The sequence below is a fragment of the Pantoea sp. A4 genome, from assembly GCF_000295955.2.
GTDB classification, from domain to species: Bacteria; Pseudomonadota; Gammaproteobacteria; order Enterobacterales; family Enterobacteriaceae; genus Pantoea; species Pantoea multigeneris.
In genome coordinates this window covers 72438-92665 of record NZ_ALXE01000029.1, presented here as the reverse complement: position 1 = coordinate 92665, position 20228 = coordinate 72438, and the positions used below count along the sequence as shown (strand labels likewise).

The window sequence follows — 20228 nt, the reverse complement described above, 5'->3', positions numbered from 1 at the left end:
CGCTGTACCTACAAGGGCGGTGTCATGCCGCCCTCTTATTCCTATAAAAAAGAAGAGAAAACATCATGCGTACAACGTTAAAAACCCTCGCTACCCTGCTTTGCATGTTGCCGCTCTCCACCCAGGTACTGGCCGCCAGCCCACGCGTTAGTGTGACGATGTCGGCCTTTGACGATAATTTTCTTACCGTTTTACGCAGCGCCATCGCTCAGCAAGCGGCGACGGACGGGGTCAAAGTCCAGTTCGAGGATGGAAAAAACGACGTCAGTAAACAATCGAGCCAGATCGACAACTTTATCTCCTCGCAACCTGACGCCATCATCATTAATCCTGTCGACAGCACCGGCGTACTGCCCATCAGTCAGAACGCCGCTGATGCAGACATTCCGCTGGTTTACGTTAATCGTGAACCGATCAACATCAAAACCCTGCCGCCCTATCAGGCCTTTGTCGGCTCCTCCGAAATTGAAGGCGGCACGCTGGAAGCCAACGAGGTGTGTCGTCTGCTGCACGGCAAAGGTAACGTGCTGATTATGCAGGGCGATCTGTCACAACAGTCGGCCATTCTCCGTACCAAAGCGGTGGAAGAGGTATTCAAACGTCCAGACTGTAACGGCATTAAAGTGGTCGATAAACAGATTGGCAAATGGACGCGCACCGGCGGCAACGACCTGATGGCGAACTGGCTCTCCACCAACGTGAAATTTGATGCGGTGGTCGCCAACAACGATGAAATGGCCTTGGGTGCGATTCAGGCGCTGAAAGCCTCTGGTCGGGATATGAAATCGGTCGTAGTCGCGGGGATCGACGCCACTGATGATGCCGTGGCCGCCATGAAAGCAGGCGATTTGGCTGTCACCGTGTTCCAGGATGCCAGGGCTCAGGGCCGCCAGTCGCTGCAGGTCGCCGAGCAGCTGATCAAAGCCAAACAGCAAAACCAGCCCACTGCCGTGCCCAAGTCGATCCTGATCCCTTATACCCTGGTGACCCCGGCCACGGTGAATCAGTATCCGAAAAAATAACCGGAGGCGACAATGATCTCAGCCACTCTGAATCAGGTCGCCCATAGCGGGCAGCCTAAACGTAGCACCTACAGCGGCGATTTTGTGCTGGAAGTAGACCAGGTAACGAAAGCTTTCCCTGGCGTGATTGCACTGGACAACGTGTCATTACGCATCCGCCCCGGCAGTGTGCATGTCCTGATGGGCGAGAACGGTGCCGGCAAATCTACCCTGATGAAAATCATCTCCGGTTTATATCAGCCGGACAGCGGCACGCTGCGTCTGCGGGGCAAAACGGTGCAACTCAACAGCCCACTTGCCGCCCAGCGTGCTGGTATTGCTATGATTCATCAGGAGTTGCTCTTGATGAACTCCATGACGGTCGCCGAAAACATCTGGATTGGCCGTGAACCGCGCAACCGCTTCGGCGTCATCGACCATACCCAGATGCAACGCCAGACCGAAGACTTACTACAGCGCCTGAAGCTGAATCTCGATGCGGAAAGTGAAATTCAGTCGCTCTCCATGGCGAACCGCCAGATGGTGGAGATTGCGAAAGCCGTGTCGCTGGAAGCCGATGTGCTGATCATGGATGAATCGACCTCTTCCCTGACCGAAACCGAAGTCGAACATCTGTTTGCCATCGTTAACGACCTCCGTGCCAGCGGGATTGGCATCGTCTATATCACCCACAAGATGAATGAGCTGTTTGCCATTGCCGATGAGTTTACCGTGTTCCGCGATGGTAAATATGTCGCAACGCATCCGGCCAGTGGCATCACCCGTGAGGCGATCATCAAATTGATGGTGGGTCGGGAAATCAGTCAGATGTTCCCGAAACAACCTGTGGCATTGGGCGAGGTGGTATTAAGCGTTGATCAACTCGGACTGGATGGCGTGTTCGCCAACGTCAGTTTTGACCTGCGTGCCGGTGAGATTCTCGGCTTTGCCGGTTTGGTCGGTTCAGGCCGTTCCAACGTCGCGGAAACGTTGTTTGGTATCACGCCAGCTACCCACGGCACCATCAAACTGAAAGGACAGCCCTGCGTGATCGACTGCGCCGGAACGGCCATCCGCCACCGCCTGGCGATGTTGACTGAAGATCGTAAAGAAACGGGCTGCTTTTTGCCGCTCAATATCCTGGAGAACATGCAAATTGTCGCGTTGCAACAGGGGTACAGCCAACACGGTGTAGTACGTGAAGCCGCCGTAGAACAAGCCTGTCATAACATGGCACAACAACTCCGCGTAAAGACCCCCAACCTGTATGAGTGCATTGAGAACCTCTCCGGGGGTAATCAGCAAAAAGTGCTGATTTGCCGCTGGTTGCTCACCCAGCCTGACATTCTGATCCTTGATGAACCTACGCGCGGCATCGATGTGGGGGCCAAAGCAGAGATCCACCGGCTGATTGTCGAGCTGGCGCGTACCGGTGTCGCCATCATCATGATCTCCTCGGAGTTGCCTGAAGTGCTGGGCATGAGCGACCGCATCGTCGTGATGCACGAAGGACAAGTCACCGGGATTGTCGATGCGGCAAGCGCGGATCAAGTCACCATTATGAGCCTTGCGGCTCGTTAACTTACCCTGAGAACATATTATGAGCGTATCAACAGAGAATTTTCAGGCTCCACGGGTGACACGTCAGCGGCGTGTACCGGCGGAAGTCAGTATCTTTCTGGTGCTGATTGGCATTGCCGTCTTGTTTGAGGTGGTGGGGTGGATAGTGGTGGGACAAAGCTTCCTGTTTAACCTGCACCGCTTGCAGATCATGGTGTTACAGGTGGCGGTAATTGGCATTATTGCCGTTGGCGTGACGTTGGTCATTATTACAGGCGGTATCGACCTCTCATCAGGATCGGTCGTGGCCATGAGCGCGATGATTGCCGCCACGTTTGCACAAACTGCGCAGTGGCCAACCCTGTTCTATCCATCGCTCACCGATCTGCCCTTCTTCGTTCCCCTCGCCATCGGCTTGCTGATTGGCGCGTTAGCGGGCCTTGTGAATGGCATTTTCATCAGCCTGACGCGCATTCCGCCGTTTATTGCCACCCTCGGCATGATGGTCGCCGCGCGCGGTATCAGTAACTGGTTTACCGCAGGCAGCCCGGTTTCGGGGTTCACCACCGGCTTTGCATGGCTGGGCAATGGGCTCGGACGCTGGGCACCGGTAGTGATATTCCTGTTAGTGGCGCTGCTGTTCCACCTGGTGATGCGCTATACCCGCTTTGGCAAATTCACCTATGCTATTGGCGCCAATTTGCCTGCTGCCCGTGCTTCAGGCATCAATATTGAGCGCCATCTGATCAAAGTGTATGTGATTGCCGGTTTGCTGGCCGGGCTGGCTTCCATGGTGGCTATCGCCCGTATTCAAACCGCGCAGGCTGGCATGGGGATGATGTATGAACTTGATGCGATCACCGCTGCCGTGATTGGTGGCGTCTCGCTCTCCGGTGGGCGCGGACGGGTACTGGGCACGGTAATTGGTGCCTTAATTCTCGGCGTCATGATGTCTGGCTTCACCTTTTTACGCGTCGATGCCTATTATCAGGACATCATTAAAGGTGGCATTATCATCATTGCGGTGATCGTAGACCAATATCGCCAGTCGCGAAAAACCCGGAAAAAAGCGCGTGCCTTGACCCAGGGTTAATTGAACAACCCATTTGGGAAGTGTCCCGGATGGGTTTTTTACGTTGAGAGATTCACTTTAGGAAAAGTGCCTGTGTTTTACATGAAAGCCACAAAGAGGGGTTTTAATAACAACGCGGTAATGTAAATTCCGATACCAAAGGAGGTGTGTGCGATCAGACTACGACGGCGAGCAACCGCTGGAGCGGGAGTATGAGATGCTGCGACGCCAAAACCAAATCCAGGCTGCATAATAAAAAATGGTGCGCATACGCTAATGATGCCGGTGAGAAGCGCGGGTATAAACGTGGGTTGTGTAAGCCAGTCGCGCCCTGAAAAAGCGAGCATGAAATAACAAAAAATCATGCCAATCAGATAGTGAGCACTCCATCCTAAGACAATTTCACCACACATTTTCTTTGAATTTAAAATCGTGTGGTGAACGAACTGCCCATGGGTCATGTGGAGCAGCCATCGTCCCACTAAGCGATAATCCAGGCCCGCAATGTTGAATAACCGTTTTTGTAAGATTGCCCAGATATCCATAATCAGCGTTGCCCCAATGCCAAGAAGCGCAGCCTGTAACGCAATATTCATCCTCTAGTCCTTTTAAGAAGTTTCCGGTCAAACAGCATCTTTGGTGCGACTGAACCCATTGCTTGACACTACCACTGACGAGTCATGTGTGATGTTATAACAACCAATAAGTTGATTGAATCATGAGCGAATGTTTTTCCTGTGTCAACTCACCCGATTCACAACAATCTCAATGCTTTTCATGAACTCGCAGAAGTCACCCGCACTTTGAGTAATGCCCATCGTTTGATTCTGCCCGAGCTGATTTCGCAAGGAGAACGTTGGGTGGAACGCCTGGCAGAACTTGCTGGATTGTCGATTGCCAATGATTCTCAGCACCTAAAGCAACTGAAATGATGACATCACCCGAGGTTGATGGCTGTTGCACGGATGATGTTTTAACTCGGTTAGACTTTCTTCTTTGATGCTCTATGATGTGACTCACTCATCATCAATCATGTATCCGCAATGACAAAACCCAGCATTCATAAAAAGATCACCATTCATGAAATTGCGCGTATTTCCGGGCTCAGCACGGCGACGATTGACCGCGTGTTAAATCAGCGTCCTGGCGTGCGTGAAAGTACCCGCTTGCGGGTTGAAGCGGCGATTGCTCAGTCGCAGCAGGCACAGCAACAAGAGTTAGCCACCCAGCGCATCGCCTTTATCATTGAGGCCGGTTCCAGCTTTGCCCAAACCGTACGTGAGGCGATGGAGCAGCTAAAGGCGTACTATCCGCATATCAGTTTTAGCTTTGACAGCGTCCCCGGTTACCAGTTTGACCCCGCCAGTTTCTGCCCTTTGATCGCGGCACGCAGCGCGGAAGCGGATGCCATTATTCTGGTATCACGCGACCATGTTCAGGTTAACAGTGAAGTGCGTAAGGCAATTGCCAATGGCGTACCGGTGATCGCGCTGGTCACTGACTTGCCTTCAGCCAGCGCCTATGTCGGGGTGGATGAAGTCAGCGCAGGCGCTAACGCCGCGCTGTTTATTGGTCGGATGGCACGTTCAGAGGCGAAAAAATTGCTGTTCGTCGCCAGCGCCACTTACCGCTGTCAGGAAGAGCGTGAGATGGGCTTCCGCCGGGTGATCCGCAGTGATTTCCCTGGTCTGGAGATTGAAGAGACCTTTATCTCTAACGACGAATCCGACAAGACCTACGCGTTAATGACCAAATTCCTCGCGAAAAATCCAGGCACCGTCGGGATTTATAATTCAGCGGGCGGTAATCGCGGCATTGCGCGCGCCATTAAAGAAGCACAGCTAGCACAGGATATCGTGTTTGTCGGTCATGACCTGACTGAGCATACGCAGAAGCTGCTGGAACAGGGCGACATGGATGTGGTGTTCTCTTACGACATGAAGCGTGTCGTCAAGCAGGCGATCGATATTGCCAGCCAACCACCGGAAAATATCAGTAGCTCGCGGATTATTCTGCCGCTGATCACTTACACTCGCTACTCGTGGTTTGGTGACATTAACCCGCTTTAACGTGGCGTGGGCGGGAAAAAATAGCGGCTTTTTAACAACCGGTGCAGCTTTGTGTTCAGGTTTCCTGTGCTGCTCTAACGCAACCTGGCCAACACCACCCCCACGGAATATCAGCAGCGCATATTGCAGGAACGCTACAGCACACGACTTTGCTACGCATAACGGCACCAGCGCGGGGAAATCTTCATTGCGCTGGTGCCGTTATGGTTTAATGCGTATCGCCGTAGTAAGCGCTATGCAACAGATCCGCCACCAGATTACAAATAATAAACACGGCAGCAGCAAACACGGTGGTGCCTATTACCACAGGAAAATCGCCGTCCAGGGCGGCGCTGATTGCCAGCCTGCCTATCCCGTCAAGACCAAACATCTGCTCGGTCACTATCGCCCCGCCCATAATGGCTGCCAGTTCCATCCCGGTGAGCACCAACACCGGGCTGAAAGCGGGCTTTAACGCATGGTCGAAATAGATCCGCCACTCACCCACTCCCTTGGCACGAGCCGTGCGGATATAATCGCGGTGCAGCACCTCCAGCAAGCTGGCGCGTAACACCCGTTGGAAAATACCTGCTTCTGCCAGCGCCAGCGTTAACCACGGCAGCAACAGATGGCGCGCCCACTGCCACGGATTTTCCGTTAACGCCACATAGCCGCCCGCCGGAAACCAGTTCAGGTTATGCAGCGACAGCTGATAGAAAAGGAAGAAGATGAGCAGCATTCCACTTAAGAAGGTCGGCAGCGAAAGCACGGCATAGGAAAACAGCCCCAGCAAACGATCCAGCCAACGTCCCTGATAGCGTGCCGCCAGCACACCGGTTAACAGTGAGATCGCCATCCAGATCACCAGCGAGCCCAGCGCAAGTGACAGCGTCACTGGCGCTTTCGCCAGAATAAGCTGGGTAACAGGAGTCTGAAAACGGAACGAGTAGCCAAGCGCGGGTGGCCAGTGCAATAACCCCACCGGCGCACCCTGTATTTCAGGGCCGCGCAGTAAAAAGTAGCGCAGCTGTTGATACCAGGGATCGTTAAGGTGAAGCGCACGAGCAATGGCAGCGATCGCCTCCGCCGTGGCATTACGGGGTGCCAACATCACCGCCGGATCCTGATAGGCGACGCGAGTTAAAAAGAAAGCCAGGATCAGTACCAGCAGCAACGTCAGCAAGGCACGGAGGACGGTGCTGCACAGGCGATAAACCGTCATCGGCGGGTCTCCATGTGGGGATCGAGTACATTACGCAGGCCACTGCTCAGGCAGTTAAATCCCAATACCGTCAGAAATAATGCCAGCGCAGGGGCAATCAAAAACCAGGGTTGCGCCTGGTACATCGCTGAACGCTGCACATCAGCAATCATGTTTCCGAGGCTGGCAGCAGGCGCGGGAATACCCACGCCCAGAAACGAGAGCGTGGCTTCGGCGATAATATTGGTCGGCAGTTGAATCGCCCAGTAAACCCCGACCGCGGGTAACACACCGGGTAAAATATCACGCCAGATAATGCGGCGGCTGGAGAGCCCCATCAGCTGCGCAGCGGAGACATAGGGCTGCTGGCGCAGATCCAGTACCAGGCTGCGCGTCAGACGGGCAAAATAGCCCCATGAGAAAAAGCTGATGATGAAGATCACCACCCAGGCCGGATTGACACGCGGCCCCTCGCTCCCCGCCAGATTCAGGGCTAGCAGGCTTAACGCCGTTACCACAAACGGAAAAGAGAGCACCAGGTTAATCAACTGTTGACAGAGTGCATCGGTTTTTCCGCCACGATAACCGCCCAACAGCCCCACCAGTAAGCCTGTTACCAGCGCGAGGGAAGTCGCAGGCAACGCCACCAGGAGCGAGATGCGTGTGCCATACAGCGTGCGTACCAGCACGTCACGACCGTTATCATCCGCACCCAGCAGAAATGCGCGTGACGGCCCGATGGGGATCCCCATGTCAGACAGCGCGGTGTCGCGAAACTGTTGGGTCTCAGCATGCCCGGTCAGCGTCGCGACCAGCGGTGCACAAAGTGCCGCCAACACCACGCATGCCACCAGCACAATACCGCGTCGCGCCGTTTTCTCCTGCCATAGCCGCTGCCAGAACGAAACGCCTGCCACCCCCGGTGGTCCATCAAGCAGATGCTGCGCCATAATCTCTCTCTCTGTGTTGACCAGGCAGCGCATTCAGCAGCGCCTGGGTCCATGGCTGCTGCGGCGCAGTAAATACCTGTGCCGTCAGCCCCTGTTCGATAATACGTCCGTCCTGTAGCACCATGACCCGATCGCACAATGCTGCCACCGCAGCCAGATCGTGTGAGATAAACAGTATGGCCAGCCCGCGTTCAGCCCTCAGGCGCAACAGCAGTTGCACAATGCGCTGCTGCGTAGTGATATCCAGCGCAGACACCGCTTCATCTGCCACGATAATTTGTGGTTCCAGCGCCAGCGCGCGCGCAATGGCGACTCGCTGGCGCTGTCCACCGGAAAGCTGGGCGGGATAGCGATGCCGGAGTTCGGGTGCCAGTTCTACAGTTTGCAGCAGCTGATCCACCGCGTTAGCCAGGGCCGCCGCTGACAGCGGTTTACCGTCACGTTGGCCAGCACGTATTTGCAATGGCTCCGCCAGGGTGTCACTCAGACGACGGCGCGGATTGAGGCTGCTGTAAGGGTCCTGAAACACCATCTGCACCAGATGACGCTGCGGATGGTGCCAGTCAGGCAATGCGCCACCGGCACGCAGCCATGTCGCACCGTTCAAGTCTATTTGGCCGCGATCCGGTGCATCAAGCCCCACCAGCGTGCGCCCGAGCGTTGTTTTTCCCGATCCCGACTCGCCGACCAGCCCCACTATCTCACCGGCATGCAACGTGAAGCTGATGCCGTCCAGCACCGTATGGATGTGGCCTGACCGGCCAAACAGACGCTGCTGCCGGAATTGTCGCGCCAGATCTTCCACCTGCAACAACGGCTTCGCACCCGCCAGATCGTAGGTTTTTAGGGGGATATGCCCCGCCTGTAACAAACTGCGGGTGTAGGGGTGCTGCGGTGCACGGAACAGCAATTGCGCTGGCCCCTGCTCTACAACCTTGCCCTGCTGCATGACCGCGATGCGGTCAGCAATATCCGCCACAACGCGTAAATCGTGGCTGATAAAGACCAGAGCACAGCCGTGCTGTTGTTGCAGTCGCTTGAGCAGTTGCAGAATCGAAGCCTGCACGGTGGCATCCAGTGCTGTTGTCGGCTCATCGGCGATGATCAACGACGGGTTCAGCGCAATCGCGATGGCAATCATCACCCGCTGCCGCATCCCACCGGAAAACCGGGCCGGCCGATCGTGATAACGCCGGGCCGCGTCTCTGATCCCCACCTCTTCCAGCAGCGCCAGTACCCGGGCTTGTAGCGCACGACGCGGCACCTTATGGTGTGCCAGAATCGCCTCTTCAATCTGCCGACCGATACTTTTCAACGGATGCAGGTTACTCAGTGGGTCCTGAGAAATATAGCCAATGTGAGATCCACGCAGCGCTCGTAGCTGAGACGCTGGCAGGTCTAGCAGCGACTGACCGTTTAACGTCACCGATCCTTGTGCGCGAATGCCCGGCGGTAACAAGCCAGGCACTGACAGCATGGTCAGGCTTTTTCCCGAACCGGACTCACCCACAATCGCCAGCGTTTCCCCCTTTTCCACGCTCAGGTTAACGTGCTGCACCAGCGGTGCAGCATCCTCAGGTCCCACGGTTAACTGACGGATACGAAGCAGCGTCACAGAGACCTCGTCAGGGCTTCAAAGCGATGTTGGTGATATCTGCCTGCGTCGCCAGTGAAGACCAGGTCCAGTGAGTCACCCGATCAGAGGTGATTACCACACGGCGTTTCTCAAACAGCGGTATCCACGGCAGGTCCGCTGACACCAGTTTATCCGCCTGTTGCCATAGCGGCCCGGGGTTATCAGACGCATAGGCTTGTTTTGCCAGCGCATTCAGCTGCGGGTTGCTGTAGCAGATGGCATAGACGTTACCACGTCCGCAAGGGGAGGCATCCGAGTTGAGCCAGCCACCGAGCAACATGCGTGTGGCTGGACCCTGCCAGTCCGGGGAGGTCTGGCCTAATGCCAGATCCCAGCGGTTGGTCGGACTTTGCAGATAAGCCATAAACTGGGGTGGCGGGAGCGGGATCAGGTTGAGTTTAATCCCCGCTTTAGCGACATCTTCTTTCAGGATCACCGCAATAGTGCTGAATTGGTTATTGGCACGGTAGACCAGGTCCAGCGTCAGCCCTTGTGCAAAACCAGCTTGTTGCAGCAAGGCTTTCGCTTTCTCCACATCCCCTTTACTGCCGGGTGTGGCGTAAGGATCGAAGGTTTCATGCCCTAGCAGCGTACTGGTAATGATCTGCCCGAGAGGCAGAGCGGCAATTTTGCCCCCCTGAGCCTGTACGATATGTGCTTTATCAATGGCATAGTCCAGCGCCTGACGCACGCGTAAATCCCGCAGCGCGGTTGCACCGGGACTTTTCGCCTGTGGCTGGGCGTTAATTGAAATGAAGTTAGCGGCACCGCTGTTAGCACTGTGTAAATCAGGGCTGTTGCGTAACAGATATTGACGCAGCGCAGCCTGTGGCGGCACATCCAGATACAGCGACAGGTCTGCGTCACCTGCCTGAATCCGCTGCACTACGCTGTCTTCGGTGTTGCCGGTAAAGCTGATATCGATTTGATCAACGTAAGCTTTACGCGCCGGATCGGCCTCGTGGTTGTAGCCGGGCACTTTCTTTAACACCAGTTGCTGACCGCTAACGTAGTTCGCGACCTCGTAAGGGCCACTGGAGGGGAAATTCTGTCGGAACGCCAGCGAATCCGGGAAATAGCGTGACGCGACCTCCTCCGGTAACGGCGTAACGAAGTTCATAGACAGAATGTTGAGGAAATCGTAGTTCTTACTGTCAGATCGCAGCACCAGCGTTTTATCATCTGGCGCACTGACGCCGGGGATCTCATGGCTGTCGATAAACGCTTTGCTGGCCGCCAAATCGCCGGTGGGCACTTGACTGAACGCCTTGCAATACTCAGCGAAACCGGAAAAAGCCAGGTTGAAGTAATTTACTGCGGCCACCTGCTTATTGGGATCGCAGAAGCGTTTAATCGCATAGACAAAATCCTTTGCGACGATGGGGCGCGTGGTGGGTCCGGCATAGCGGATCCCGTCCCGCAGATGGAAGGTGTAGGTTTTACCGTCGGCACTGACGTCCCACGATTTCGCCAGGTCGGGCACCAGCGTGGTGTCATCTTTCAGGCTTTTCTCCGAGCCGGGATAAGTCACCAACTGGCGCGTCACCGCACGCAGGATCTCCCACGAATCCACCGAATAACCGGTAAGAGGATCAAACGCGTCCATATCGGGCTGAAGCGAGGCAATACGCAGCGTACCGCCGGGTTTTGGTGCCTCATCTGCGCTGACGTTGGCGCTAACACCGGTCAGCAGTGCGCACAGCAGCGCACTATGAATCACAGCAGGGCGTAAATGGCCCATAGCAAACTCTCCTGGTGAAAAAATCAGAAAAAAATACCCGCCCAGGGCTGTTGATCGCTGGCGAACAGCTGTGCCAGCCGCGCCGGTGCGGTGCGGTGATGAACAGTAATCTGTTGGCTTTCGACTAACTGTCTGACCTGATGCCCGCCCAGCAATAACATTGCCAGCGCATCCACGCTGAGCGTCAACTCCGCAGGTTGCTCGGTATGACAGGCACCTTCCGGTGTCAGTTGCCAGTGCCCCTGGTTGTGGGGTAGCAGTGGGTCAACGATTGCCAGTCGGACCGATTGATCGCCGCTGAGCTGACGGGTGTTAAGCACGCGACCAACATCAATAATTCTCAGCCAGCTCTCATCTCGACGCGCTTCGGTCTGCACCGCGCGCGGGTTATCAAGCAGCAGTGGCAGCACGTCATCCACGGGACGACTGGCAAAGCGCACCAAACGGGTGATATCCAACTGCAACAGGTAGCGCAACAGGCTGACGTAGTGGCGGGCATCCGCAGCATGGAGATCGTCCACCACCAGCGTACGTTCCGGGCTGTAGAGCCAGTTATCATTGGGCTGGGCGTGATAACGCACAAAGGCCTGTGCTTCGCCCTGCTCATGCAAGAGCGCGACATAATGATTAAGCGAACTTTGCGCCAGCCGGTGCTGTTGCAGTGCCCACCACTGCGGCCAGCGCTGTAGCGTCCCGGCGCGCGCCAGCGGGAAACGCTGTGCTATTTGCTGCTGTTGTTGCCAGGCGTCACCGGCACTTAACAGCTGAATGCGGGCTTCTGAGGGGGCAGTGGCACCCAGTTCGCGCTTGTCAATCTGAACGCTGTGTAACCAGCTCGCTAGCCCGTAACCAAAGCGGCGATAGAGGTTGCCCTGAGACGCTCGCAGTGAAGCAACCGCAATACCGCGCTGATAAAATTCAGCTAACTGCTGCGAGAACAGTGCGCGCAAGACCCCGCGTCGGCTCCAGTGTGGCAGTACCCCCACGTGCGTCACCGCAGCATGGGGTACAGTGGCTCCGCCGGGTAACGTCATGGCGCTGGTGTAGCTGTTCACCGTTCCGGCCAGTTCCCCTTCCAGCCACGCGCCCCAGACGCGACCCGGCTCAAGATAATGCGCGACCCAGTTTTCGGTGGGTGTGACGCCGCCTGGCAGGCCAAACATCGCCTGGCGAAACAGCGTCGCAGCCGCTTCCAGCGTGGCGTCGTCGTCAATGATGGCAACCTTTACCATTGCGGCTCCTTAGGCCTTCGGTGGCACGTAAACCCGTGGCACCGGCAGCTTACCGCTGAGCAGGTAATCACCCACTTCACGCGTGCGATACGTCACCGGATCGTGCAGCGTATGGGTACGGACATTGCGCCAGTAGATATCCAGCCCATAGTGATTCCCGGTTGAACGTCCGCCAGTGAGTTCGAACAGTTCATGCGTCACTTTTAGCGCCACATTGTTGGCAATCACTTTGGCCTGATCGGTTAAGATCGCCAGCTCACCAAACTGCTGTTCCGTGAGCGTATCGCCAGCGTGGAAAGCGGTCTGATACGCATGCGCGGTTTTTTCGGCCAGCGCAATACCCGCGGCCAGTTCAGAGGCCAGCTCACCGGCTTTCAGGCGGTGGTAGGGATCGTCCAGTGCCTGTTCAACGCCAGACTCTGGCCAGGGTTTCACCGTCTCGCGGAAATAGTGAGCCGCCTGCTGTAACGCCCCTTCTGCTATGCCTAAATAGAAATGAACGAAGATCAACTGACTGAATTGATTACGCAGTGCGTTGCGCAATACCGCGCTTTCCGGCTGCTGTTCTAATCCGCTGAGCCGATCTTCTGGCCGCAGGCGCAGACGGTTGAACTGCAACGTGCCGCTGGCGGTGAGCCGTTGGCCAAGATTATCCCAGTCATCATTGAACTGGATCTCCGGGCGATCGGCAGTGATCTGGTACTGCACCAGCTGGTCTTCCACCCAGACGGCAATGGTCATCACCTGTGAGACAGCGGCTCCGGTGGCGAACGTGCGCCGTCCGGACACCAGTAAATCTTCGCCGTCCCACTCAATTTGCAGGCGCGGATCGCGCGGATTACTGATACTGGACTGGAACCAGCCCTGTTCCGCCACGCCCTGAGCAATAAACTGCCACTGCTCACGGGTACCCAGAATGTAGCTCCAGACGCCGTTAGAGTAGTGATAGGCAATTAACTGTCCCAGGGAGCCGTCCGCCGCTGAGATGATGCGGCTGATCTCCAATGCCTGGACCAGATCGGCCCCGCCGCCACCCTGTGATTTGGGTACTGCCAGTTTGAGCAGCCCGCTCTGGCGCAGCCAGTCGATCTCTTCATGGGGGTGCTGATTGGCCCGATCGCGCGCCAGCAGGCTACTGCGCAATTTTCCGGCGACCTGGTGTGCTACCTGTTTCCAGTGGGTGAACTCAGCAGGACTGACACCTGCGTAAATATCCTCGGCGTGACTCATGTTATTCCTTAGTGGGTGTTGAATAGTGGTGGGGAAGATGACGGAAGCGCACGCCGGGATGGTCATCGCGCAGACGTCGTTGCCCTGCCCCTTGTAACCGTTCCCGCAGCGTTTGCACCGGGCCGCTGGCGCTGCGCATCCGGCCACGTGCCTGTAACTCCGGCACAACCCAGCGAACGAAATCCTCAAAGCTGCCGGGGCTGATGGCATACGCCAGGTTAAAGCCATCTACGCCGGATTCATCGGCCAGAGTTTCCAGTGCATCAGCGACGCTTCTGGCATCGCCCACCAGCGTCGGGTGAATACCGCCGATGCCGATGTAGTCACTGATATCTCCAACCGTCCACTGCCGTTCAGCATCAATGCGCGTCAGACCGGCCAACGCTGAACGCCCAGCGTTGGTTTCGATATACTCCAGCGGCTGGTCCAGCGCCCAACCCGACCAGTCCACGCCGGTCCAGGCGGAGAACAGCGCCAGTGCGGCTTCCTGGCTGGTGTAACGCAGATAATCCTGGAATTTGGCATGGGCTTTTTCATCGCTTTCATCGACCACCACACTGATAGCGGTGATAAAGCGAATCGCCTCATCACCCCGCCCTGCGGCACGCGCCAGCACGCGAATGCGTTCAATATTGTTGCGGATCGCCTGCGCGGTTGTGCCGCCGAGGAACACCACTTCCGCATTCTCCGCAGCAAACTGTCGCCCGCGATCGGAAGTGCCCGCCTGGAACAGCACCGGGGTGCGTTGTGGACTCGGTTCCGACAGATGGGCATCTGGTACCTTGAACCAGCGCCCCTGATGACGGATGGGATGCACCCTGGTCGGATCGGTATACACACCGCGCACCCGATCGCGTTGCACCGCATCCTCTTCCCATGAGCCTTCCCACAGTTTGTAGGTGACTTCCAGAAACTCCTGAGCCCGTTCATAGCGCTCATCGTGGTCCATTTGCTGCTCCAGCCCGAGATTACGCGCCGCAGATTCCAGCACCGATGTCACCACGTTCCACGCCACGCGCCCCTGCGTCAGGTGATCGAGCGTCGAGAACTTGCGTGCCAACAAATAAGGCTGCTCATACGTGGTTGAGACCGTGATACCAAAACCGAGCTGCCGCGTAGCCGCCGCCATAGCGGAAACCAACAGCAGCGGATCGTTCACCGGCGTTTGTGCCGCCGTACGCAATGCAGCGTCAGGTTTCCCCTGATAGACATCAATCTGTCCCAACGCATCGGCGATAAACATTGCGTCAAACCCGGCCTCATCCAGTAATTTGGCAATCTCCAGCCAGTAGTCGAGCGAAGTGTACTCACTGGCGCGATCGTCAGGATGACGCCATAACCCTGCGGAGACATGCCCCACGACATTCATCATAAAGCCGTTAAAAATCAGTGGCCGTTTACTGCTCACGCTGTCACTCCTCTTGGTACATCGCTGTGATACACGCCACTGTGGGTCGGCAATGCATCTTCGGGCAGCAGATAACTGGCCGCCAGTAACCGCTGCGTTACCGGATGCCGCTCTTGGTCATACAGCGCCTGACGCGGAAAATCATCCACGACGCGCCCCTGCTCCATCACCACAATGCGCTGACAAAACTGCGCAACCAGCGCAAGGTTATGACTGATAAACAGACAGGTCAGCGCGTGACTCAGATGCAGCTGCCGTAGCAGTGCGATCACCTGAGCCTGTACCGAAAGGTCCAGTGCTGATGTGGGTTCGTCGAGGATCAGGCAACGCGGATCGGTCACCAGTGCCCGCGCGATATTGGCGCGCTGACGTTGCCCACCGGAAAGTTGATGCGGATAGCGGTTTAGCAGTGTGGCGTCCAGCCCGACTTCATTAAACAGTGCCGCTGCACGGGTGGCGGCCTGCTGACGCTGGTCGGCACTGCCGAGACGCAGCTGGGCACGGATCAGCTGTTCTTTGAGGCGCAGTCGGGGATTAAAACTGGCGAGGCTGTCCTGAAAAACACACTGTATCTGGCGACGAAATTCCGCCATTTGGCCGACATTCTGGCGGTTAATCGGGTTTTGTTGCCAGGCGACTGAGCCACGATCGGCTGGCAGTAACTGAGCCAGCAAGCGCGCCAGGGTAGATTTCCCTGATCCAGACTCACCGATAATCCCGACAATTTCGCCTTCTCTGATGGTCAGCGTGACGTCATCCACCGCCCTGACCGCAACCTTGCCTGACCACCAGCGGCGAGCATCGCGCCGCCAGAAATCCCGCCCAACTTGTCCGGTGCTAAGCAGTATGTCACCGTGCTTCACAGGGATTTCCGATCTGACATCTGGCTGAGGAACCGCCGCCAGCAGGGCGCGGGTATAAGCATGCTGCGGGCGACCAATACACGCCTGGGTTGTCGCGCTTTCCACAATGTTGCCCTGTTGCATCACCAACACTCGCTGGCTTAATGCCGCGACTACAGCAAAATCATGACTGATCAACAGCATCGCCATCTGCTGTTCACGACACAGCGCCTGCAACAGTTCCAGCACTTCACGCTGCACGCTGGCATCCAGCGCGGTCGTCGGCTCATCGGCAATCAGCAGTTGGGGGCGACACATGGCCGCCAGAGCGATCAGCACCCGCTGTCGCATCCCCCCGCTTAACTGATGGGGATAGAGCTGCATCACCTGCTGCGGCTGACGGATGTGCATCCGTTTCAGCCAATCTAATGCTGATTCGCGTAGCGCTTTTCGCCCCCAGGTGGGCTCCAGCCGCCGCAGGTTGTGCTGTAACTGTTTGCCGATAGTCCAGGAGGGATCGAGCGTAGAGAGCGAATTTTGAAACACCATGGCGATCGCCTGCCCGCGCAGGCGATTCAGCCCGCTTGGCGACAGGCGCAAAAGATCCTCGCCGGAAAAGTGAATGTCGCCTCGTACCTGGGCCGCTGAGGGCAGTAACCCAAGAATGGCAGCCGCGGTCACGCTTTTACCTGAACCCGACTCCCCCACCAGCGCCACCACTTCACCCGGCTGAATCTCGAACGAAATGCCTTTGACAACCTCGGGCTGGCGATCAAATTGCACCTGCAATCCTGCTACCGTCAGTAAGCTCACCCTTCACCTCCTGACCGGTGTGGATCAAGCAGGTCGCGCAGGCCATCGCCCAACCAGTTAAACGCCAGAGAGACCAGAACAATGGCCAGTGCGGGCACCGTCGCCACGTGGGGGGCACCCATAATCATGAGCGGAGATCCCTCCCCCACCATCCGGCCCCAGTCCGCCTGTGGCGGCTGAACACCTAATCCCAGAAAACTTAAACCGGCCAGAAACACCACCATGCCGCCTAACAGGGAAGTGGTGTAGGTCACCAGCGGCGTAATGACATTGGGCAGTAACTCGCGCCATAAAATATCCCCATGGCTTGCCCCCTGTGCATGCAGGGCTTCAAGGTACTCTTTCGCCATTTCACTGCGCGTCGTGCGGTAGACGATACGAGTCAGATAGGGGATCACGCTGCAAATCAGCGTGACGGTCACAGTGAGATACCCCGACCCCAGCACCGCAGACAGGCCGATGGCCAGCAGCACCATGGGGAAGGCAAACAGCATATCCATCGTGCGCATAATCAGGGTGGAGAGTAGCGTTGGGCGATAACCTGCCAGCATGCCCAGTATCAGACTCACCAGCGCGGCAAATAACACGGGCAGAATAGCGGCCCCCAGCGTACTACGACCGCCCCAAATCAGCCGGCTGAGGATATCGCGCCCCTGATTATCCAGTCCCAACAGGTGCTGCGGTGTACCGGGTGGTGCGAGGCGCAGTCCATCAAAAGCACGGAGAGGATCATAGGGCGCCAGCCAGGGTGCCAGTGCACTGATGGCAATCAGGCTCACTAGCAGCAGTAACCCGAGCAGCGCCAGCCGCTGCCGGGCAATATCACGTAGCAATGTCATCAGAAGGTCTCCCGATGGCGCGGATCCAGCCCATCCTGTAGCAGATCGCTCACAAGGTTGACCAACAGGAAACAGGTCGCCACCAGCATGACCCCGGTTTGCAGGGTGGGATAATCCTGTCCAGCCGCAGCGTTGTACAACTGCGTACCAAGGCCTGGCCAGGCAAAAATTTTTTCAATAAACAGCACACCGCTCAGCAGGTAGCCCACCTGCAAGCCGGTAATACTGACAATCGGTGCCAGCAGATTGCGCCCCAGATGACGCCAGAGCAGCACCCGTCGTGAGTAACCCAGTGCGCGATAAGTGCGCATAAAGTCCGCATGCATAATATCAATCACGCTGCTACGTACCTGACGGGCAAGGATCAGCATCGAGATCAGCGCGGTGGAAAGCGCAGGCAGGAACAAATGCCATAGCAGGTCGCCCATTCCCTGATCGCCACGCATGTCATACATACCCGACACCGGAAACCAGCGCAGTTTGACGGCGAACAACCAGATAAAAAAGACCGCCAGCCAGAACACCGGAATGTTGTGACTGAACTGCACCAGCAGCATCACCAGACGGTCGCGTTTCTTCCCCTGCCACAGGCCACAAACCACCCCAACCACCACGCCGGGGATCAGGCACAACACCACCGCTGCAAGGGTTAAAATCAGCGTGTTGATAAATGCCGGAGCCAGCACTTCCAGCACGGGCGTGCGCATAGTCAGCGATACCCCCCAATGGCCGCTGAGCAGGTTCTTGAGCCACAGCAAATATTGCCAGCTGGCAGGCTGGTCGAGGCCGTAAAGCTGACGAATTTGCGCAATGGCATCAGGCGAAAGCTGCCCGGCCAACGCATTGCTAATGGGATCGCCCGGTGCCAGCTTCGCCAGCAAGAATACCGCTACTGACATCAGCACCAGCAGGGGTATGCCCTGGATCAGCCTGAACAGGATGAGGCGTATCATGTGCGTAACCAGACCCGCGTCAGATCATAGAAATTTTGCGCAGGAACATTGAAGCCCTGCACCGCAGCCGAACTGGTGAATACCCGGTTTTGTGCCAGTAGGGGGACAAAGGCCGCCTGCTGCTGGAACTGCTGGTTCACCTGATGCCACAGCGCCAGCGCCTGGGTTTTGTCGGTTGTCACAGAAGCCTGTTTAATCAGATCGGCCACACCGGTAATAACTTTCTCACCTTTGCCCCGGCCAAGTATGTAGTTGGTCCAGGCCACATTCAGCCACTGTGGTGAAATCAGCCCCCACTCCATGGTGAATAACCCTGTATCCTCGGCCAGTGTCGCCAGGTGAGAGCTGTAAGTGATCCACTCCTGTGAAACGACCTTGACCGTGATGCCTATTTTGGCGAGATCGCGCTGGATCCACTCAATGATCGACTGATTTTGGTCGTAGGTGATGATGGTGAAACTGACCTCACCGGGTTTGAAACCCGCCTCGGCGAGCAGTTTTTTTGCCCCTTCCGGGTCGTACAGATAATCTTTCTGGCTGGCGAGGAAAGCCTCATTGGCATGATTAACAATGTTGTAGCTGGCGACCGCATGTCCATTCAGCAATGATTTAACCAGCCCTTCACGATCGATACCCTTGATAACGGCCTGTCTGACTGCCAGTTGGCTGGTGTAGCGGTTGGCGAAATTCCAGCCGAGAAACAGCTGATTCGCCTCCTGACTGTCATGCACGTTGAAACCGCTCTGGCTGAGCAGATCCACGGCGTCGGTTGGCGTTCGCGATAAAATATCCACCTGACCAGACTGCAATGCGCTAATCCCGGTGCCGCCGTCCAGAATTGGGCGAAAGATAATTTTCTCCATGTAGGGTTTTTTGCCCCACCAACCGTCATTGCGCACCAACTCCGTTCGGTCATTATGCACCCGCAGGACAAAGCGGTACGGCCCAGTGCCGGTGGGGTGATCGGCAAGTCCATCCTGTCCCCACTTTTTCAGCGCTGTCGGGCTGAAAATACCCGAGACCCAATTCCCCTGCGGCAAAAAACGCAGAAAATCCGGGAAAGGTTGGCTGAAATGATAGGCGACGGTCGCGGCATCAATCACTTCCAGTTGCGTCAGGTGACGATAGACCTGAGCCATAGTGGCTTGTGAACGCGCATCAAAGTATTCGAACTGCGGATCGGTAAAGCGGCGCACGTTGAACTGCACCGCTTCGGCGTTAAAGGGTGTGCCATCGTGAAAGCTCACGCCCTGGCGCAGATGAAAGGTATACACCGTGGCCTCGGCGTTGACTTCCCAGTGGGTCGCCAGCGCCGGGATCAGGGGCGGCGTGCCCTGAGCAGCCGGCACGGATAAGTCTTCCCCCACCAGTGATTCATAGATATGGCGATCAACGCGATAGGTTTCATAGGAGTACTGGCGGTTTGGGTCGTAGAGTGTCGGTTCCAGCGCCTGCCCAACCACCAGCGTTTTACCATAGCGCTGGCGCTCTTCGTCTTCAGCCAACAGCGGCTGAGAGAACCCCATGCCGAGAAAAGCGGTGGAAGCCAAAGCAGACAGTTGCAGAAACTGACGACGCGAACGGCTGAAACGCAATGGCGGCGTTTTGGTTTGCATGGTGATCCCCGATAAATTTCACACGGCCCAACACGGTGAGGCTGAGACTGTTTTTGATATTTTCCGGGACGGTAACACGCGTTTTT

General features: G+C 56.6%; 17 protein-coding genes. 5 read left to right on the top strand and 12 right to left on the bottom strand.

Annotation, left to right across the window (positions count from 1 at the left end):
• Nucleotides 1-65: 65 nt before the first annotated feature.
• The 3 genes from B880_RS0114910 to B880_RS0114900 are packed head-to-tail and all read left to right on the top strand — an operon-like array spanning nt 66 to nt 3654.
• On the top strand, nt 66-1022 hold the full coding sequence (locus B880_RS0114910) for a sugar ABC transporter substrate-binding protein (RefSeq protein ID WP_017348238.1): 957 nt from the start codon (nt 66-68) through the stop codon (nt 1020-1022).
• A 12-nt stretch (nt 1023-1034) separates the two neighbouring features.
• Nucleotides 1035-2582, top strand: a complete 1548-nt coding sequence (locus B880_RS0114905; protein WP_017348237.1) for a sugar ABC transporter ATP-binding protein — start codon at nt 1035-1037, stop codon at nt 2580-2582.
• A gap of 19 nt (nt 2583-2601) precedes the next feature.
• Nucleotides 2602-3654 carry an ABC transporter permease gene (locus tag B880_RS0114900; protein WP_026042674.1) on the top strand — a complete coding sequence of 351 codons (1053 nt, stop codon included), beginning with the start codon at nt 2602-2604 and terminating at the stop codon, nt 3652-3654.
• Between the two features lie 77 nt (nt 3655-3731).
• Here B880_RS0114900 and B880_RS0114895 read toward each other — a convergent pair whose 3' ends face one another.
• A complete protein-coding gene (locus B880_RS0114895) occupies nt 3732-4229 on the bottom strand; it encodes a DUF2938 domain-containing protein (protein ID WP_017348235.1) in 498 nt (165 codons plus the stop codon).
• 141 nt (nt 4230-4370) lie between these two features.
• Between B880_RS0114895 and B880_RS25750 the strand changes: the two genes are divergently transcribed.
• Nucleotides 4371-4565, top strand: coding sequence for a helix-turn-helix transcriptional regulator (locus B880_RS25750; RefSeq protein ID WP_054963703.1), 195 nt, complete (start codon nt 4371-4373; stop codon nt 4563-4565).
• Between the two features lie 111 nt (nt 4566-4676).
• The gene (locus B880_RS0114885; protein WP_017348233.1) at nt 4677-5702 is read left to right on the top strand and encodes a LacI family DNA-binding transcriptional regulator; all 1026 of its coding nucleotides are present in this window, start codon (nt 4677-4679) and stop codon (nt 5700-5702) included.
• A 208-nt stretch (nt 5703-5910) separates the two neighbouring features.
• Here B880_RS0114885 and B880_RS0114880 read toward each other — a convergent pair whose 3' ends face one another.
• From B880_RS0114880 to B880_RS0114830, 11 genes are read right to left on the bottom strand one after another with little or no spacing between them, the layout of a single operon-like run.
• The gene (locus B880_RS0114880) at nt 5911-6903 is read right to left on the bottom strand and encodes an ABC transporter permease (protein ID WP_017348232.1); all 993 of its coding nucleotides are present in this window, start codon (nt 6901-6903) and stop codon (nt 5911-5913) included.
• Nucleotides 6900-7832, bottom strand: a complete 933-nt coding sequence (locus B880_RS0114875; protein WP_017348231.1) for an ABC transporter permease — start codon at nt 7830-7832, stop codon at nt 6900-6902. The genes B880_RS0114880 and B880_RS0114875 overlap by 4 nt, the downstream gene beginning before the upstream one ends.
• Nucleotides 7813-9447, bottom strand: coding sequence for a dipeptide ABC transporter ATP-binding protein (locus B880_RS0114870; protein WP_017348230.1), 1635 nt, complete (start codon nt 9445-9447; stop codon nt 7813-7815). The genes B880_RS0114875 and B880_RS0114870 overlap by 20 nt, the downstream gene beginning before the upstream one ends.
• Before the next feature lie 10 nt (nt 9448-9457).
• On the bottom strand, nt 9458-11209 hold the full coding sequence (locus B880_RS0114865) for an ABC transporter substrate-binding protein (RefSeq protein ID WP_017348229.1): 1752 nt from the start codon (nt 11207-11209) through the stop codon (nt 9458-9460).
• A gap of 23 nt (nt 11210-11232) precedes the next feature.
• A complete protein-coding gene (locus B880_RS0114860; protein WP_017348228.1) occupies nt 11233-12441 on the bottom strand; it encodes a GNAT family N-acetyltransferase in 1209 nt (402 codons plus the stop codon).
• 9 nt (nt 12442-12450) lie between these two features.
• Nucleotides 12451-13671 (bottom strand): acyl-CoA dehydrogenase family protein, encoded by a 1221-nt coding sequence (locus tag B880_RS0114855; RefSeq protein ID WP_017348227.1) that lies wholly within the window; start codon nt 13669-13671, stop codon nt 12451-12453.
• Nucleotide 13672: 1 nt separating this feature from the next.
• A complete protein-coding gene (locus tag B880_RS25090; protein WP_017348226.1) occupies nt 13673-15079 on the bottom strand; it encodes an LLM class flavin-dependent oxidoreductase in 1407 nt (468 codons plus the stop codon).
• Complete coding sequence (gene nikE, locus B880_RS0114845; RefSeq protein ID WP_017348225.1) at nt 15076-16734, bottom strand: nickel ABC transporter ATP-binding protein NikE; 1659 nt, start codon at nt 16732-16734, stop codon at nt 15076-15078. Before nikE ends, B880_RS25090 begins: the two co-directional genes overlap by 4 nt.
• Nucleotides 16731-17573 (bottom strand): ABC transporter permease, encoded by an 843-nt coding sequence (locus B880_RS0114840; protein WP_017348224.1) that lies wholly within the window; start codon nt 17571-17573, stop codon nt 16731-16733. The genes nikE and B880_RS0114840 overlap by 4 nt, the downstream gene beginning before the upstream one ends.
• A complete protein-coding gene (locus B880_RS0114835; RefSeq protein ID WP_017348223.1) occupies nt 17573-18526 on the bottom strand; it encodes an ABC transporter permease in 954 nt (317 codons plus the stop codon). Before B880_RS0114835 ends, B880_RS0114840 begins: the two co-directional genes overlap by 1 nt.
• Entirely contained in the window at nt 18523-20142 is a 1620-nt protein-coding gene (locus B880_RS0114830) for an ABC transporter substrate-binding protein (protein WP_017348222.1), read from the bottom strand. Before B880_RS0114830 ends, B880_RS0114835 begins: the two co-directional genes overlap by 4 nt.
• Nucleotides 20143-20228: the final 86 nt, after the last annotated feature.

Coding starts and splice junctions, on each gene's coding strand:
- B880_RS0114840 (WP_017348224.1), bottom strand. CDS start 17,573: ATGACATTGCTACGTGATATTGCCCGGCAGCGGCTGGCGCTGCTCGGG.
- B880_RS0114895 (WP_017348235.1), bottom strand. CDS start 4,229: ATGAATATTGCGTTACAGGCTGCGCTTCTTGGCATTGGGGCAACGCTG.
- B880_RS0114900 (WP_026042674.1), top strand. CDS start 2,602: ATGAGCGTATCAACAGAGAATTTTCAGGCTCCACGGGTGACACGTCAG.
- B880_RS0114910 (WP_017348238.1), top strand. CDS start 66: ATGCGTACAACGTTAAAAACCCTCGCTACCCTGCTTTGCATGTTGCCG.
- B880_RS0114830 (WP_017348222.1), bottom strand. CDS start 20,142: ATGCAAACCAAAACGCCGCCATTGCGTTTCAGCCGTTCGCGTCGTCAG.
- B880_RS0114835 (WP_017348223.1), bottom strand. CDS start 18,526: ATGATACGCCTCATCCTGTTCAGGCTGATCCAGGGCATACCCCTGCTG.
- B880_RS0114905 (WP_017348237.1), top strand. CDS start 1,035: ATGATCTCAGCCACTCTGAATCAGGTCGCCCATAGCGGGCAGCCTAAA.
- B880_RS0114875 (WP_017348231.1), bottom strand. CDS start 7,832: ATGGCGCAGCATCTGCTTGATGGACCACCGGGGGTGGCAGGCGTTTCG.
- B880_RS0114885 (WP_017348233.1), top strand. CDS start 4,677: ATGACAAAACCCAGCATTCATAAAAAGATCACCATTCATGAAATTGCG.
- B880_RS0114865 (WP_017348229.1), bottom strand. CDS start 11,209: ATGGGCCATTTACGCCCTGCTGTGATTCATAGTGCGCTGCTGTGCGCA.
- B880_RS0114855 (WP_017348227.1), bottom strand. CDS start 13,671: ATGAGTCACGCCGAGGATATTTACGCAGGTGTCAGTCCTGCTGAGTTC.
- B880_RS0114860 (WP_017348228.1), bottom strand. CDS start 12,441: ATGGTAAAGGTTGCCATCATTGACGACGACGCCACGCTGGAAGCGGCT.
- B880_RS0114880 (WP_017348232.1), bottom strand. CDS start 6,903: ATGACGGTTTATCGCCTGTGCAGCACCGTCCTCCGTGCCTTGCTGACG.